The organism is Streptomyces sp. NPDC029526 (genome assembly GCF_040637405.1).
Taxonomy (GTDB): domain Bacteria; phylum Actinomycetota; class Actinomycetes; order Streptomycetales; family Streptomycetaceae; genus Streptomyces.
Genome location: NZ_JBEZWE010000002.1, coordinates 471790 through 486177, shown reverse-complemented (window position 1 = coordinate 486177; position 14388 = coordinate 471790). Strand labels below are relative to the sequence as shown.

Here is a 14388-nt window from a genome sequence, read left to right as displayed (position 1 = left end):
CGGCTCTTCGCCTGCCGGCGGCGGCACTTCGCGTGCCGGGGCGGGTTCTTACGCGTATTGGGGCGGTGCCGGTCCGCCGGGCGGCTCAGCCGCCGAGCAGCCCGGTCAGCTGGCCGACCACGGGGATGCTGTCCACCGACGGGGCCTGCGCCACCGGGCCGGTGAGCGCCTGCGAGGTCAGCGGCTGGAAGTCGGCGAGCTGGGTGCCCACGCCGTTGTCGAGGGGGTCGACGCCGGTGCCGGCCAGCGGGTTGGGCTTCAGGCCCGCGACCGGGCCGGTGACGTACCCGACGGTGCCGGTGAGGGCCTGCAACCCGGCCTGCGGGTCGATCTCCCCGAGCGAGGTGGGGCGGCTCTCGGCCACGCCCAGCAGCGGCTCGGTGTCCGCCGCCGCCGCTCCGGCCCCCGCCCCGAGGGCCGCGCCCGCGACGGAAAGGACCGCCAGGGCACGCCGGACGGTCGGCTTCTTCGGGGAGACGTGTCGGGCCATCGCTGCCACCTCTTGCCTTCACTTGCCTGCACTGCGTGAACGAGTCGACGCGCAGCGTAGTTGAGGTGTGACGCGCGCATCAAAGCCGACCCGCGAGGTCGCCCGGGGGCGGGCCGCTGGCGCAGAATGGTGTTCCGTGAGTTCACAGTCGCCCATATCCGCGCGTGTCGTGCTGCTCTGCGGCCCCTCAGGCTCCGGCAAGTCCCTCCTCGCGGCCCGCTCCGGCCTTCCGGTGCTGCGCCTCGACGACTTCTACAAGGAGGGGGACGACCCGACGCTCCCGCTGGTCGCGGGCAGTCCCGACATCGACTGGGACCACCCGGACTCCTGGGACGCGGACACCGCCGTCGCCGCGATCGAACGACTGTGCCGCACCGGCCGCACCGGCATCCCCGTGTACGACATCTCGCTGAGCGCCCGCACCGGCGAGGGCACCGTGGACATCGGCGGGGCCCCGCTGTTCATCGCCGAGGGCGTCTTCGCCGCGGAGATCGTCGGCCGCTGCCGCGAGGCGGGCCTGCTGGCCGACGCGCTGTGCCTGAGCCGGGGCGCCGTGACGACGTTCCGCCGCCGGTTCCTGCGGGACCTGCGGGAGGGCCGCAAGTCGGTGCCGTTCCTGCTGCGCCGCGGCTGGCGCCTGATGCGGCTGGAGCGGTCGATCATCGCCCGCCAGACCGCCCTGGGTGCTCACGCCTGCGACCGGGACGAAGCCCTGGTCCGACTCCGCACGGCGGCGTCCACGGGGCTCTCCCCGGCGAGCACGGGCGCGCCGACCGCGTAACCGGCCCGGCCCGCCCCGTGGACCCGCGGGGCGGCGCCGCGCGGACTCAGGGCCCGGGCGGCCGTGTCGGCCCGTTCCGTCCGCCGCCGCTGCTGCCGCCGCCGCCGCCGAGAAGTCGTACGGCGGATCCGGCAGCGGTGAGCACCGCCCCCGCCACGAGGACCGGAAGGCCGGGCCCGGGGAGCACGTACATCAGGACACCGGCCAGGACGCCGACGGCACCGAGGGCGATCAGCGCACCGCCGGCGGACGCGTGGTTCACGTGGATCTCCCGACAGGTGCTGATACGTCTGCGCTGCCCGCCCCGGACCGGTCCGCCCCGCGGCGGTCGGCACGGGCCCGGGCACTTCCCGGTGATCCTCGACCCGTGGGTGCGGATCGCACAAGAGGTCGGCGGGCGGCACCAGGAGAGCGGACCCGGTCCGTCCAGTCCCGCACACACGGAAACGGGACTGGACGGACCCCCCGGCCCTCCAGTCCCGCTCCTTTGTGCTCCCCCGTGCTTCCCCCCTCGCGGGATCCCCCCAGATCCCCCCAGGGTCCCCCGTGACCCCCCGTGTGCGGTGACGCCCCCCGGCGTCCCCGCGGTTCCCCCCGGTGACCGGTCTCCTGGAACCGTCGGATCCCCCGATCCTCCGGTTCCTCTTCCCCCTCCGGTCTCCCCCCGAGGACCTTCAGGCGACCAGCTCGCCGAAGGCGCTCTCCTCGTCACGGCCGAAGCTGAGGACCTCGTCCTCGCGCAGCCGGCGGAGCGACCGCCAGATGCTGGACTTCACCGTGCCGACACTGATGCCGAGGATGTCCGCGATCTCCGGGTCCGTACGGCCCTCGTAGTAGCGCAGGACCAGCATGGTGCGCTGGAGCTCGGGCAGCCGGGCCAGGGCCTGCCACAGGACCGCGCGCAGCTCGGTGCCGCGCATCGCGTCCGTGTCGCCGGCCGTCTCCGGCAGTTCCTCGGTCGGGTACTCGTTGAGCTTGCGGCGCCGCCAGGCGCTGATGTGCAGGTTCGTCATGGTGCGGCGGAGGTACCCGCCGACCGCCGCCTTGTCGCTGATCCGGTCCCACGCCCGGTAGGTCGAGAACAGCGCGCTCTGCAGCAGGTCCTCGGCCTCGAAACGGTCGCCGGTCAGGTGGTAGGCGGTGGCGTACAGGGAGGCGCGCCGCTCCTGGACGTAGGCGGTGAACTCCGCCTCCGACGGCGAGCGACGCTCCCCCGAGCCCTCCCCGTACGCGCTTCCCCCGTGCGTTTCCCCCGTCGGCGCGTCCACCACCGTCATGAACGTGGTGTGACGCCCGGTGCCGTGCGAGCACCCCCGCCTGGTCACGGCACCGGACTTCTCGGCACCCCGGTGCACGTCGTGCAGACGCGTGACCACTGCGCTGGTGCTGGAGCCCTGCAGCGTGTTCATCTCGCGCCCCCCCGTCGTGGAGTTCCGGTGTTCTCGGTGCTGATCTCTGCCTGTGCCGAAAAGCTTGCCGAACCCACTTCATGGCCGTGTCCGCCGACTGTCACAGACCTGTCACAGGGACCGGCCGCCCGCGCCCACACGATCTTCACGCGAACGGCGCGCGGGCGGGTGCGCGGGCCGGTGCGGGGACCGCCTTCGTACGGGCCCGGCGGGCATCTGAAGTCCGCGGGTCGAACCGGAAGCCCTCCATGGGCCAGAATGAGCCCGTGCCTTCCCTGTTGCTGATCGAGGACGACGACGCCATCCGTACGGCCCTGGAGCTCTCCCTGACGCGCCAGGGCCACCGGGTGGCGACCGCTGCCAGCGGTGAGGACGGTCTGAAACTGCTCCGCGAGCAGCGACCGGATCTGATCGTGCTGGATGTGATGCTGCCCGGCATCGACGGCTTCGAGGTGTGCCGGCGCATCCGGCGCACCGACCAGTTGCCGATCATCCTGCTCACCGCGCGCAACGACGACATCGACGTGGTGGTCGGGCTGGAGTCCGGCGCCGACGACTACGTCGTCAAGCCCGTGCAGGGCCGGGTGCTGGACGCCCGGATCCGGGCGGTGCTGCGGCGCGGCGAGCGGGAGTCCAGCGACTCGGCGACCTTCGGCAGCCTCGTCATCGACCGGTCGGCGATGACCGTGACGAAGAACGGCGAGGACCTCCAGCTGACGCCGACCGAGCTGCGCCTGCTGCTCGAACTGAGCCGGCGTCCGGGCCAGGCCCTGTCCCGGCAGCAGCTGCTGCGGCTGGTGTGGGAGCACGACTACCTGGGCGACTCGCGCCTGGTGGACGCGTGTGTGCAGCGGCTGCGGGCCAAGGTCGAGGACGTGCCGTCGTCCCCGACCCTGATCCGTACCGTGCGCGGTGTCGGCTACCGGCTGGACCCGCCTCAGTGACCCAGGAACACCAGGGGGGACCCCGCCGCTGGTCCGCGGCACGCAAGGGAATGTGGGCGCGGCTGCGCCTGACCAGCCTCCGGCTGCGGCTCGTCCTCGTCTTCGCGCTGGTCGCGCTCACCGCGGCCGTGTCGGCGTCCGGCATCGCCTACTGGCTGAACCGCGAGGCGGTGCTGACCCGTACGCAGGACGCGGTGCTGCGCGACTTCGAGCAGGCGATGCAGAACCGGGCGGGCGCGCTGCCCCAGCACCCGACGCAGGACGAACTGCAGCACACGGCCGGACAGATGGCGAACAGCAGTCAGCGCTTCACGGTGCTGCTGGTCGCCCAGGACCCCGACGGCCGCACGGTCTACGGCAGTTCGGGCGGGCTGAACGGCTTCTCGCTGCGGGACGTTCCCGAGTCGCTGCGCACCGCGGTGACCGAACAGCAGAAGATCACCTCCACCAACAAGCACCCGCACCGCATGTACTGGCAGCGGATCGTCGAGGACGACACGCCCTATCTGGTGGCGGGCGCCCGGATGATCGGCGGCGGCCCGACCGGCTACATGCTCAAGTCGCTGGAGCCGGAGGCCAAGGACCTCAACTCGCTGGCCTGGTCCCTGGGGATCGCGACCGCACTGGCCCTCATCGGCTCCGCCCTGCTCGCGCAGGCCGCCGCGACCACGGTCCTCAAGCCCGTGCAGCGGCTCGGCACGGCCGCGCGGCGGCTCGGCGAGGGCCGGCTGGACACCCGCCTCAGGGTGTCCGGCACGGACGAACTGGCCGACCTCTCCCGGACGTTCAACAAGGCGGCGGAGGCGCTGGAGAAGCGGGTGGCGGAGATGGCCGCACGTGACGAGGCGTCCCGCCGGTTCGTGGCCGACATGAGCCACGAGCTGCGCACCCCGCTGACCGCGATCACCGCCGTGACGGAAGTCCTGGAGGAGGAGCTGGAGTTCGAGGGCGGCGGCATCGACCCGATGATCGAGCCCGCCGTGCGGCTCGTGGTCAGCGAGACCCGGCGGCTGAACGACCTCGTCGAGAACCTGATGGAGGTCACCCGCTTCGACGCGGGCACCGCCCGGCTGGTCCTGGACGACGTCGACGTCGCCGACCAGATCACCGCCTGCATCGACGCCCGGGCCTGGCTGGACGCGGTGGAGCTGGACGCCGAACGCGGCATCCACGCCCGCATCGACCCGCGCCGGCTGGACGTCATCCTCGCCAACCTCATCGGCAACGCCCTCAAGCACGGCGGCTCGCCGGTGCGGGTGTCGGTGCGCGAGGAACGGGAGGACGGTGCCGAGGACGGCGGGGCGGTGGTCATCGAGGTGCGCGACCGCGGGCCGGGCATCCCCGAGGAGGTCCTGCCGCACGTCTTCGACCGCTTCTACAAGGCCAGCGCCTCCCGTCCGCGCTCCGAGGGCAGCGGACTCGGACTGTCCATCGCCCTGGAGAACGCGCACATCCACGGCGGCGAGATCACCGCGTTCAACCACCCCGAGGGCGGTGCGGTGTTCACCCTGAGCCTGCCCCGTGACGCCACCGCGCTGACGGAGCAGGACGCCGCCGAGGACGCCGAGGACGCCGTCGGCTCGGGGGCCGCGGCCAGGACGGACGGCAGGCGCGGCACGAAGGGCACACGGAGCGCGGGCACCGGGCGCGGTGCCGGCCAGGAGGCCGGAGACAAGGCCGGCGGGACGGCGGACGAAACAGCCGCCGAAACGGCCGACGAGGAGAACGGGGACGTGCCGGACGGCACGCGGAGGTCCGCCGGCAAGGGCGGGGGCGGCAAGGGGGACGCCGGATGATCGGGCGCGGCAGACGAGTACGGCGCATGGGCCTGCGCGGGATGGACGCGGCCGGCTTGGACGCTGCGGGCCGTACGGACGCGGGACGCACGGACGCGGGCCGTACGGACGCCGGCCCCACGGGCGTGCGGCCGGCGGCCGGAAACCGGGCGGAGGTCGCTCCGGAGCAGGCCGGTTCGGCGACGGCGGGCCGGCTGAAGGCGGGCGGGCCGAAGGCGGGCCGCGCCAGGGGACTGCTCGCCGCCATGGCGCTCGGTGTCCTGGTCACGGGCTGCGGCATCCGGGCCACCGAGGTGCCGACCGACTTCGGTCCCGCACCCTCCCGGGTGCGCTGCTCGCTGACCGAGCCGGAGGTGACGGCCCGGGAGGGGGCGGGCCTGCCGGTGCGCCTGTTCCTGCTCTGCGGCTCGTCCTTGGCGGCCGTCGACCGGACGGTACGGGTCCCCGACGGCGCTGCGGACGACGGCCGGCGCGCGCTGGTGGCCCAGGGTGTGCTGGACGCGCTCGCCGCCCCGCCCACGGCCGCGGAGAAGCGCGCCGGGTACAGCACCCACGTCCCGGCGCGGACCACCGTGAGCGGACCGCGCCCCGGCGACCCGGAGGACACCCTGCGCCTGAGCACCCCGCCCGGGGATCTCACGTCCTTCGCCCTCGCGCAGGTCGTGTGCACCTTCTCCGACGCGGCCACGGCGGAGGGCGACGGATCGGTGGTGCTCGGCGGCCCGGGCGACGACCGGCCGCGCCGCTACGCCTGCACCGAGGAGGTCCGGGCCCGCCCGGGGAGCAACGAACCGCCGTCGTCGGAGGCCGCCGGGAACCGCTGACGCCGACGGCTCCGGCGCGTCCGTAAGGACGGGACGGCCCCGGAGGCAGACGGTTCCGGGCCGGTCAGCCGGGGGCTGACGGACCTGGGGGCGAACAGCCGGGGCGGACGGCCCTGGGACGGCGGACCTGGGGCGGACAGCCCGGCGCTCGGCCCCTCCGCGGGCGGCCCGACTCCTCGACCGACAGTGCGGCTCCTCGGCCGACAGTGCGGCTCCTCGGCCGACAGTGCGGCTCCTCGGCCGGCGGTGCGGCTTTCCAGCGGATGGCCTGGTCCCCCGGTGGGCGGCCCGGCTCGTCCGCGGGCCGCCCGGCTCCTCGGCCCGCGGCGCCGACCCCGCAATCGACGGCCCGACTCCGCGAGTCGTCTCCCCCGGCCCGCGGTCGGCGGCCTCGTCCCGCGTCGACGGCCCCCTCCCACGCTCGGCGGGCGGAAGCGCTGGTGCCCCGGCAGCGGGCGGACGGGAAGCCGGGTGTGGCGCACGCCTCAGTCGGGGAACGGACCCCTCCACGGAACCGACGGCGCCAGGGGTCGCGTCTAGGGGTTCGTGCAGCGTCAAGGCTCCATCGGCGGCACCGCCGCGATCCGCGTCCGTGTGACGGGAGGACTCCTCCTGGCCACGTATCTGGCGTTCGTCGCCTGGTACACGCTGCGCCCGCTCGACGTGCCCTGGGTCATGCCCGCCAACCTGCGCCCGCTCGACGGACTGCGGGCCGACTTCGCGGTGGGCTGGACCGAGGGGGCCCGCCGGGTCGCGGAGGGGCTGGCGCTGCTCGCCCCCCTGGGGGTTCTGCTGCCCATGGCCGGGGGGCGGCTGGGGGTGTCCCCGCTCGGCTCGCTGGTGCGCACCATGGCCGCGACGGCCCTGCTGTCGCTGGGCATCGAGATGCTGCAGACGGCGGTGCCCGGGCAGGTCGTGGATGTCGACTCGCTGCTGCTCAACACGGCGGGCGCGGCCCTCGCGCACGTGCTGGTGGTGCCCGCCGGACGGTCCTGGCTGCGCCGCCGGACCGGTCACCGTGCCGTCCCGCTGCCGCTCCAGGAGCCGGCTCAGGGTCGGACCCCGACGATTCCCAGGGTCGGGATCGCCCCGTGGAGCGACGCTTTGCCCCCTTCGTCTCCGTAGCGTGGAAGGCACGGAGGCACCCGGACGGGAGCCTCGGACCGCTCACGAAGGAGCCACGATGTCCCGCCTCGCCCGACCCACCCACGGCCGCATGCTCGGCGGAGTGTGCGCCGCGCTGGCCCGGCGCTTCGGCACCTCGACGACCACGATGCGGGTGATCTTCCTCGCGTCCTGCCTGCTGCCCGGCCCGCAGTTCCTGCTGTACATCGCGCTCTGGATCCTGCTGCCGTCGGAGGACACGCAACGGGCCGCCTGGTGACGCGGGCGCCGGGCGCGGACGGCCCCGTGGAGGATGACCGCACCGGCGCCCCTCGCGCCCGAGCACCCCTCACGCCCGAAGCGTTCGAGGCGCACCTCGGGGTGCCAGGCACGCCGCGTCGAGGCATGCGCCCCCGAGTACGCGCCTCCGGATACGCCGACGGGGCGCCCCGGTCCGCGGGGCGCCCCGTCGGCGCGGTTCCGTCCGGGTGGGTCAGCCGAGCGGGAGGCCGTTGACGGGGAGGCCCTGGGTGGGCAGACCCTGGAGCGGCAGGCCGCCGAGCAGGCCGGCCACCGGCTGGGTGGGACCCTCGGAGAGGAGCTGCTGGGCGACCGGCTGCGCCGCCGTCATGCCCGTGCCCGCCACGTGCTGACCCGTCTCCAGGGCACGCTCGGCGCCGGGCAGCACGCCGGAGAGGTTCTCCGCCGGGACCGCCTGGGTGACGGTGTCCAGCGCCGAGCCGGCGTCGGGGAGCGCCGGGGCCGCGTTGGCGGCGCCCGCGCCGGTGGCGGCGAAGGCGGCACCGAGGGCGGCGACGCCGAGGGTCTTGGCAGCAGACTGCTTCATGAAGATGTGTCCTCGAATGCGATACGGGGATGTGAGCGGTGCTGTGACCGTAAACACGCCGTACCGCCCGCCGCAAACATCGAAATGCGGACGGATGGTGAACACCGTCCGTATTTCCCGTGTGCGCAGGCCGTCGAGGTCAACCCTTTTCGGCGACAGAACCGCTGGTGGAGGCGGTCTGCCGGAACAGCCATTCGGATTTCAGCTCGGCGTATCCGGGCTTGATCACGTCATTGATCATGGCCAGCCTTTCATCGAAAGGAATGAAAGCTGATTTCATCGCATTGACGGAGAACCACTGGAGATCGTCGAGCGTGTAACCGAATGCCTCGACAAGGTGCTCGAATTCCCGGCTCATACTCGTGTCCGACATGAGGCGGTTGTCCGTGTTGACCGTCGCGCGGAAATGCAGGCGCCGCAGCAGTCCGATGGGATGCTCGGCGTAGGAGTCCGCCGCCCCGGTCTGGAGGTTCGAACTGGGGCACAGTTCGAGCGGGATCCGCTTGTCGCGGACGTAGGAGGCGAGCCGGCCGAGTTCCACCGTGCCGTCCTCGTGGACCTGGATGTCGTCGATGATGCGCACGCCGTGACCGAGCCGGTCGGCGCCGCACCACTGGAGGGCCTGCCAGATGGACGGCAGCCCGAACGCCTCGCCGGCGTGGATAGTGAAGTGGTTGTTCTCCCGCTTCAGGTACTCGAAGGCGTCCAGGTGCCGGGTGGGCGGGTACCCCGCCTCGGCGCCCGCGATGTCGAAGCCGACGACGCCCAGATCCCGGTAGCGGTTGGCGAGTTCGGCGATCTCCAGGGCCCGGGCGGCGTGCCGCATGGCGGTGAGCAGGGCGCCGACACGGATGCGGCGCCCGTTCTCCCTCGCCCGCCGCTCCCCCTCCCGGAAGCCCTCGTTGACCGCCTCGACGACCTCCTCCAGGGTCAGCCCGCCCTCCAGGTGCTGCTCGGGGGCGTACCGGACCTCGGCGTAGACGACCCCGTCCTCGGCGAGGTCCTCGGCGCACTCGGCGGCGACGCGGACCAGCGCCTCGCGGGTCTGCATGACGCCGACGGTGTGCGAGAACGTCTCCAGGTACCGCTCCAGGGAACCGGAGTCGGCCGCCTCCCGGAACCACAGGCCGAGCTTGTCGGCGTCGGTCTCCGGCAGCCGGTCGTAGCCGTTCTCCCGGGCCAGGTCGACGACGGTGCCGGGGCGCAGCCCGCCGTCCAGGTGGTCGTGCAGCAGAACCTTGGGCGCCCGGCGGATCTGATCCGCCGTCGGCGTGTTCGCGATGCTCTGGCTGGTCATCTCGGCACTGTAACCCCTACGCGCGTAGATCACCGGTGTACGAATCCGTCGATACGTAACGGTGACCGCACGGACGGGGCGGGTTCGGCCCGGGTTCTGAGAACGTTCTGTCATGGCACAGCAAGCGACGCCGGTGCGCAGGGCCCGGCTGGGCAAGGCCCTCGGTCCCGAGCCGACGGCGGTGAGCGGTGTGGTGCTCCTGCTGCCGACCGGTGACGAGGTCTCCACCCGCAGGCCGTCCCCGATGATGGCGGCCGCCTCCGTCCGCTCCCTGGGGCGCCGGCTCGGCCGCACGGGCCGCGCCGACGGCCTCGTCGTCCATGTCGTCCACTACCGCTACCGGGGCTGGAACGGCGGCCGTGCCCATCTCGCCGAGGACGCGGCCTGGGCCGCCGACGAGGCCGTACGGCGCTACGGGGACGTCCCCGTGTGCCTCGCCGGACTCGGGATGGGCGGCCGGGCCGCGCTGCGCGCCGGCGGGCACGACGCCGTCAACTCCGTCGTCGCACTGGCCCCTTGGCTGCCCCCGGAGGGTGGCGCGGAGGCACCCGAACCGGTGAAGCACCTCGCGGGCCGGCGCGTGCTCATCGTGCACGGCACCCATGACGCGCGGACCGACCCGGAGTTGTCCTTCCGGCTGGCCGCACGGGCCAAGAAGGCCAACCGGGACGTGTGCCGGTTCGAAGTGCACGCCGACGGCCACGGGTTGAGCCAGTACCGGGACGAAGTGCTCGCCCTCGCCGAGAACTTCGTGGGCGGCGTGCTGTTCGGCCGCCCCTTCTCCCGTCCGGTCCAGGACGCCCTCGCGGCACCGCCGCCGCTGGGCCTGCGCATGCCGCTGGCCGCCGGGTTCGGCACCTCCCTGCGTCGCTGAGGCACCGCCCGGCCTCCCGCCGCGTTCCGGCGTCCTCAGTGCGGCAGCAGCGCGCCCCGGCGGGAGAGCAGGAACTTCTTGAAGGCGGCGACCGGAGGCGTGTCCGGGCGGCCCGCCAGCCAGGCCACGCCGATCTCGCGGGCCGCCCTGGGGGACGTGACGGTCAGTTCCACCACCCCCGGGCGGGGCACCGCCGGCGGGGGCAGCAGCGCCACGCCGAGGCCGGCCGCGACCAGGCCGCGCAGCGTCTCCGCCTCCTCGCCCTCGAAGGCCACCCGGGGCCGGAACCCGGCCCGGCCGCACAGGTCGTCGGTGATGCGGCGCAGGCCGTAGCCGGGTTCCAGGGTCACGAAGGCCTCGTCGGCGGCCTCCGCGAGCCGGATGCGGCGGCGTCCGGCCAGCCGGTGGTCGGCCGGCACGACCAGCCGCAGCTTCTGCTCGTCCAGGCGGCGGGCGACGAGGTCGGGGGCGTCCGGCACCGGGGAGGTCAGGCACAGGTCGAGGTCGCCCGCGCGCAGGCGTTCGAGCATGGCCTCGCCGTAGTTCTGGACCAGCGCGAAGCGGATGCGCGGGTGGTCGGCGCGGAAGGCGTGCAGGAGGCCGGGCACGGTCTCCGCCCCCATGGTGTGCAGGAAGCCGAAGGCGACCTTGCCGGTGGCCGGGTCGGCGTCGGCGCGGACCTCCTCCGCGGCCCGCCCGACCTCGGCGAGGGCGCGTTCGACGGAGGCGAGGAAGGTGCGGCCGGCCGGGGTGAGGGAGAGGGTGCGGCCGTGGCGCGCGAACAGGTCGACGCCGAGGTCCTGTTCGAGCCGGACCATCGCCCGCGACAGGGTGGACTGCGGCACCTGCATCTCCTGCGCGGCCCGAGTGACGTGCTCGGTCCGGGCGACGCCCGCGAAGTACGCGAGACGGGGCGCGAGCGACATCACCATGTCTTCTGTGTCACCGGACTGTGACAGGCGACCCTCTGACCTCTGCTGATGCACCATGGGAACGATTATGACGATTCCATGCATTGGACGGATCAGCGGGGGCCTCCGTACGTTCGAGGCATGTCTCCCGCCAGTACCGGGGCGTCCACCCTGGTGGACGCCGGTCCGAACGTTCCCTCCTCCCCGCCTCCCGCCGAGTCCCGGATGTCCCCGGGCGGCCCCGGCTACCGCCGGATGAGCCTCGCGCTGTTCCTCGCGGGGGTGGCGACCTTCGCGCTGCTGTACTCGACCCAGGCCCTGCTGCCGCTGATCTCCGGCGACTTCGGGGTGAGCGCGGGCGACGCGAGCTGGACGGTGGCGGCGGCGACCGGCGGGCTGGCGGTGTTCGTCCTGCCGATGAGCGCCCTCTCCGAGCGCTACGGCCGGCGGACGGTCATGACCGCTTCCCTGGCCGTGGCGGTCACCCTCGGCGTGCTGGTCCCCTTCGCCCCCTCCCTCGGGGTCCTGGTGGCGCTGCGGGCGCTCCAGGGGGCCGCACTGGCCGGCCTGCCCGCCTCCGCTACCGCGTACCTCGCGGAGGAGGTCACGCCCCGGGCCCTGGTCACCGCGATCGGGCTGTTCGTCGCGGGCAACAGCGTCGGCGGCATGAGCGGCCGGGTCCTCACCGGCTGGGTGGCGCAGGAGTGGGGCTGGCGGGTCGCCGTCGCCGTCGTCGGGGTGCTCGCGGTGGGCTGCGCGGTGGCCTTCCGGCTGCTGCTGCCCGCGCCGCGGCACTTCCGCCCCGGCTCCCTGCGCCCCGGCGTGCTGGTGCGCACGGTCCGGGGCCACCTCGCTGACCCGCTGCTGCGGCGGCTGTACGCGATCGGCGCGCTGTTCATGACGGTGTTCGGCGGTGTCTACACCGTGATCGGCTACCGCCTGACGGAGGCACCGTTCTCCCTCCCGCAGGGCATCGTCGGCTCGATCTTCCTGGTCTACCTGGTGGGCACGGTGTCGGCGTCGGCGGCGGGCCGCCTGGTGAGCCGGCTCGGCCGCCGGGGCGCCCTGTACGCCGGCGGCGCGACGACCGCGGCCGGGCTGCTGCTGTCCCTGGCGGACTCGCTCGCCCTGGTCCTGCTCGGCCTGGTGCTGATCACCGCGGGCTTCTTCGCCGGGCACGCGGTGGCGTCCTCCGCGGTCGGCAGGACCGCGACCCACGGCCGGGCGCAGGCGTCGGCGCTCTACCAGTCCGCCTACTACGTCGGCTCCAGCGTCGGCAGCACGGTGGGGGCGCTCGCCTTCCACAGCACCGGCTGGGCGGGGACGGTGGGCGTCGGACTCGTCGCGGTGGCCGGCGTCGGGGCGATCACCCTGCTGGGCACGCGGGCGGCCCGGGTGGAGCGCCGGGTGGCCGCGGCGGCCTGACCCGGACGCCGGCCCCTCCGGGGATCCTCCCCGCCCCTCCTCGTCGCTGCCCGGTCCCGCCCCTCGTGCGGCGCGATCACGCTCCGACCTGCGGGTCTCCCCGCTCGCCGGGCCGTTGTCAGTGGGCTGCGGTAGCTTCCGAAGTGCTGGATGCGACGACGCACCACGGACAGGCCACAGGGGCGGGTGGACGATGACGAACGGCACGGCGACGACGACGGACCTGGACAGCAGGCTGGAGGCCCACCGGGTCGAACTGACCGGGTACTGCTACCGGATGCTCGGTTCGTCCTTCGAGGCGGAGGACGCCGTGCAGGACACGATGGTCCGGGCCTGGCGCAGCTTCGACAAGTTCGAGGGGCGTTCCAGCCTGCGCTCCTGGCTGTACCGCATCGCGACCAACGTCTGCTTGGACATGCTCACGGCGGGCAACAAGCGGGCCCGCCCGATGGACCTCACCGAGTCGACGCCGCTCGCCCAGGCCGCCCTGTCACCGCGCCCGGACCACACCTGGCTGGAGCCGGTCCCCGACGCCCGGGTGCTGCCCACCGTGGAGGACCCGGCGGAGGCGGCCGTCGCCAAGGAGTCGGTGCGGCTGGCCTTCATGGCCGCGCTCCAGCAACTGCCACCGAAGCAGCGCGCGGTGCTGATCCTGCGGGAGGTGCTGGCGTGGCGGGCGAGCGAGGTCGCCGAACTGCTCGGCACCTCGGTCGCCTCGGTGAACAGCGCGCTGCAGCGGGCGCGGGCCACGCTCGCCGAGCGGCGGCAGCCGGGCGAGGACGCGGCCGTCTCGGACCCGCTCGACGAGGAGCAGCAGAGGCTGCTGGACCGGTACATGGCCGCGTTCGAGGGGTACGACATGACGGCCCTGACCGCGCTGCTGCACGAGGACGCCATCATGACGATGCCGCCGTTCGACCTGTGGCTGACCGGCGCGGAGGACATCACGGGCTTCATGACCACGATGGGTGCCGCCTGCGCCCACTCCCGCCTGCTTCCGGTCCAGGTCAACGGCCTGCCCGGGTTCGCGCAGTACAAGCCCGACCCGGAGTCCGGCGGTCACACGCCCTGGGCGGTGCAGGTCCTGGAGATCTCAGACGGGCGGATCACCGGGTTCCACTGTTTCCTCGACACCCAGCGGTGGTTCCCGCTGTTCGGGCTGCCCCTCCACCTCGAAGGAGAGACCGACCAGGTCGAGCAGCACGCATAGGGCGGGATCGGGGTCACGCAACCGGATCCCCCCACCGGCCCGGCGGGCGAGCAGCTGCAGACGCGCGAGCAGGTTCACCGCCGCGAGACCGGGCGGCCCCAGCCCGGCCACGTCGCACACGACCACCCGGCAGCCGCCGCCTCCACCGTCCAGCAGAGCCCCCAGCGCGGCGCAGGGCTCCCGCACCCCGTCCCGGGTGACGGGGCCCTGCAGCACGAGTACGGGCGGTGTCATGGCATCCACGACCGGTAGACCCGGCGGGCGGGCGGAACTCATCGGGGCCCGGCCACGGTCCGGGGCAGGGACCTCCGACCGGGCGAGGAAGTGAGCGGGAGACCGGCGTGGGCGGCGCGCGCACCGCGGGCGCGCTTCCGGCGCGGGCCCGCCGGACGACCAACGAGGCGGAGCCGCTCGGGCGCGGGCCTCCGCAGCGCGCCACGAGGATCACATTGACCCCGGCGCGCCCGCCCCCGGAG

General features: G+C 73.9%; 16 protein-coding genes. 9 read left to right on the top strand and 7 right to left on the bottom strand.

Annotated features, from left to right (window positions below):
• Nucleotides 1-85: 85 nt before the first annotated feature.
• Complete coding sequence (locus tag AB0F01_RS07750; RefSeq protein WP_362090905.1) at nt 86-490, bottom strand: hypothetical protein; 405 nt, start codon at nt 488-490, stop codon at nt 86-88.
• Nucleotides 491-626: 136 nt separating this feature from the next.
• Between AB0F01_RS07750 and AB0F01_RS07745 the strand changes: the two genes are divergently transcribed.
• Nucleotides 627-1271: a uridine kinase gene (locus AB0F01_RS07745; protein ID WP_362090903.1), complete on the top strand. Its 645-nt coding sequence runs from the start codon at nt 627-629 to the stop codon at nt 1269-1271.
• A 46-nt stretch (nt 1272-1317) separates the two neighbouring features.
• Here the strand turns inward: AB0F01_RS07745 and AB0F01_RS07740 are convergent, their stop codons facing one another.
• Together AB0F01_RS07740 and AB0F01_RS07735 are read right to left on the bottom strand one after the other, a co-directional pair.
• On the bottom strand, nt 1318-1533 hold the full coding sequence (locus AB0F01_RS07740) for a hypothetical protein (protein WP_362090901.1): 216 nt from the start codon (nt 1531-1533) through the stop codon (nt 1318-1320).
• A gap of 412 nt (nt 1534-1945) precedes the next feature.
• Nucleotides 1946-2680, bottom strand: coding sequence for a SigE family RNA polymerase sigma factor (locus tag AB0F01_RS07735; protein ID WP_362090899.1), 735 nt, complete (start codon nt 2678-2680; stop codon nt 1946-1948).
• A 266-nt stretch (nt 2681-2946) separates the two neighbouring features.
• On the opposite strand from AB0F01_RS07735, the gene afsQ1 reads away from it, so the two are divergent.
• The 5 genes from afsQ1 (at nt 2947) to AB0F01_RS07710 (ending at nt 7628) form a co-directional block, all read left to right on the top strand.
• Complete coding sequence (gene afsQ1 / locus AB0F01_RS07730; RefSeq protein ID WP_024883374.1) at nt 2947-3624, top strand: two-component system response regulator AfsQ1; 678 nt, start codon at nt 2947-2949, stop codon at nt 3622-3624.
• Nucleotides 3621-5420: a HAMP domain-containing sensor histidine kinase gene (locus AB0F01_RS07725; RefSeq protein ID WP_362090897.1), complete on the top strand. Its 1800-nt coding sequence runs from the start codon at nt 3621-3623 to the stop codon at nt 5418-5420. The genes afsQ1 and AB0F01_RS07725 overlap by 4 nt, the downstream gene beginning before the upstream one ends.
• 245 nt (nt 5421-5665) lie before the next feature.
• Nucleotides 5666-6244, top strand: coding sequence for a hypothetical protein (locus AB0F01_RS07720; protein ID WP_362092509.1), 579 nt, complete (start codon nt 5666-5668; stop codon nt 6242-6244).
• Nucleotides 6245-6790: 546 nt separating this feature from the next.
• A complete protein-coding gene (locus AB0F01_RS07715) occupies nt 6791-7369 on the top strand; it encodes a VanZ family protein (RefSeq protein WP_362090895.1) in 579 nt (192 codons plus the stop codon).
• Between the two features lie 58 nt (nt 7370-7427).
• Nucleotides 7428-7628, top strand: a complete 201-nt coding sequence (locus tag AB0F01_RS07710; RefSeq protein ID WP_362090893.1) for a PspC domain-containing protein — start codon at nt 7428-7430, stop codon at nt 7626-7628.
• A 213-nt stretch (nt 7629-7841) separates the two neighbouring features.
• Here the strand turns inward: AB0F01_RS07710 and AB0F01_RS07705 are convergent, their stop codons facing one another.
• Together AB0F01_RS07705 and AB0F01_RS07700 are read right to left on the bottom strand one after the other, a co-directional pair.
• Nucleotides 7842-8195, bottom strand: a complete 354-nt coding sequence (locus AB0F01_RS07705) for an ATP-binding protein (RefSeq protein ID WP_362090891.1) — start codon at nt 8193-8195, stop codon at nt 7842-7844.
• Nucleotides 8196-8334: 139 nt separating this feature from the next.
• A complete protein-coding gene (locus AB0F01_RS07700) occupies nt 8335-9492 on the bottom strand; it encodes an adenosine deaminase (RefSeq protein WP_362090889.1) in 1158 nt (385 codons plus the stop codon).
• Between the two features lie 112 nt (nt 9493-9604).
• On the opposite strand from AB0F01_RS07700, the gene AB0F01_RS07695 reads away from it, so the two are divergent.
• Entirely contained in the window at nt 9605-10366 is a 762-nt protein-coding gene (locus AB0F01_RS07695) for an alpha/beta hydrolase (protein WP_362090887.1), read from the top strand.
• Nucleotides 10367-10401: 35 nt separating this feature from the next.
• On the opposite strand, the gene AB0F01_RS07690 is transcribed toward AB0F01_RS07695, so the two are convergent.
• Nucleotides 10402-11355 carry a LysR family transcriptional regulator gene (locus AB0F01_RS07690; protein WP_362090886.1) on the bottom strand — a complete coding sequence of 318 codons (954 nt, stop codon included), beginning with the start codon at nt 11353-11355 and terminating at the stop codon, nt 10402-10404.
• Nucleotides 11356-11418: 63 nt separating this feature from the next.
• Here AB0F01_RS07690 and AB0F01_RS07685 point away from each other — a divergent pair, with 63 nt between their 5' ends.
• Both AB0F01_RS07685 and AB0F01_RS07680 read left to right on the top strand, forming a co-directional pair.
• Entirely contained in the window at nt 11419-12702 is a 1284-nt protein-coding gene (locus tag AB0F01_RS07685) for an MFS transporter (RefSeq protein ID WP_362090884.1), read from the top strand.
• Between the two features lie 193 nt (nt 12703-12895).
• A complete protein-coding gene (locus AB0F01_RS07680; RefSeq protein WP_362090882.1) occupies nt 12896-13912 on the top strand; it encodes a sigma-70 family RNA polymerase sigma factor in 1017 nt (338 codons plus the stop codon).
• On the opposite strand, the gene AB0F01_RS07675 is transcribed toward AB0F01_RS07680, so the two are convergent.
• The gene (locus tag AB0F01_RS07675; RefSeq protein ID WP_362090881.1) at nt 13796-14188 is read right to left on the bottom strand and encodes an STAS domain-containing protein; all 393 of its coding nucleotides are present in this window, start codon (nt 14186-14188) and stop codon (nt 13796-13798) included. The two genes, AB0F01_RS07680 and AB0F01_RS07675, sit on opposite strands and share 117 nt — an antisense overlap.
• Nucleotides 14189-14388: the final 200 nt, after the last annotated feature.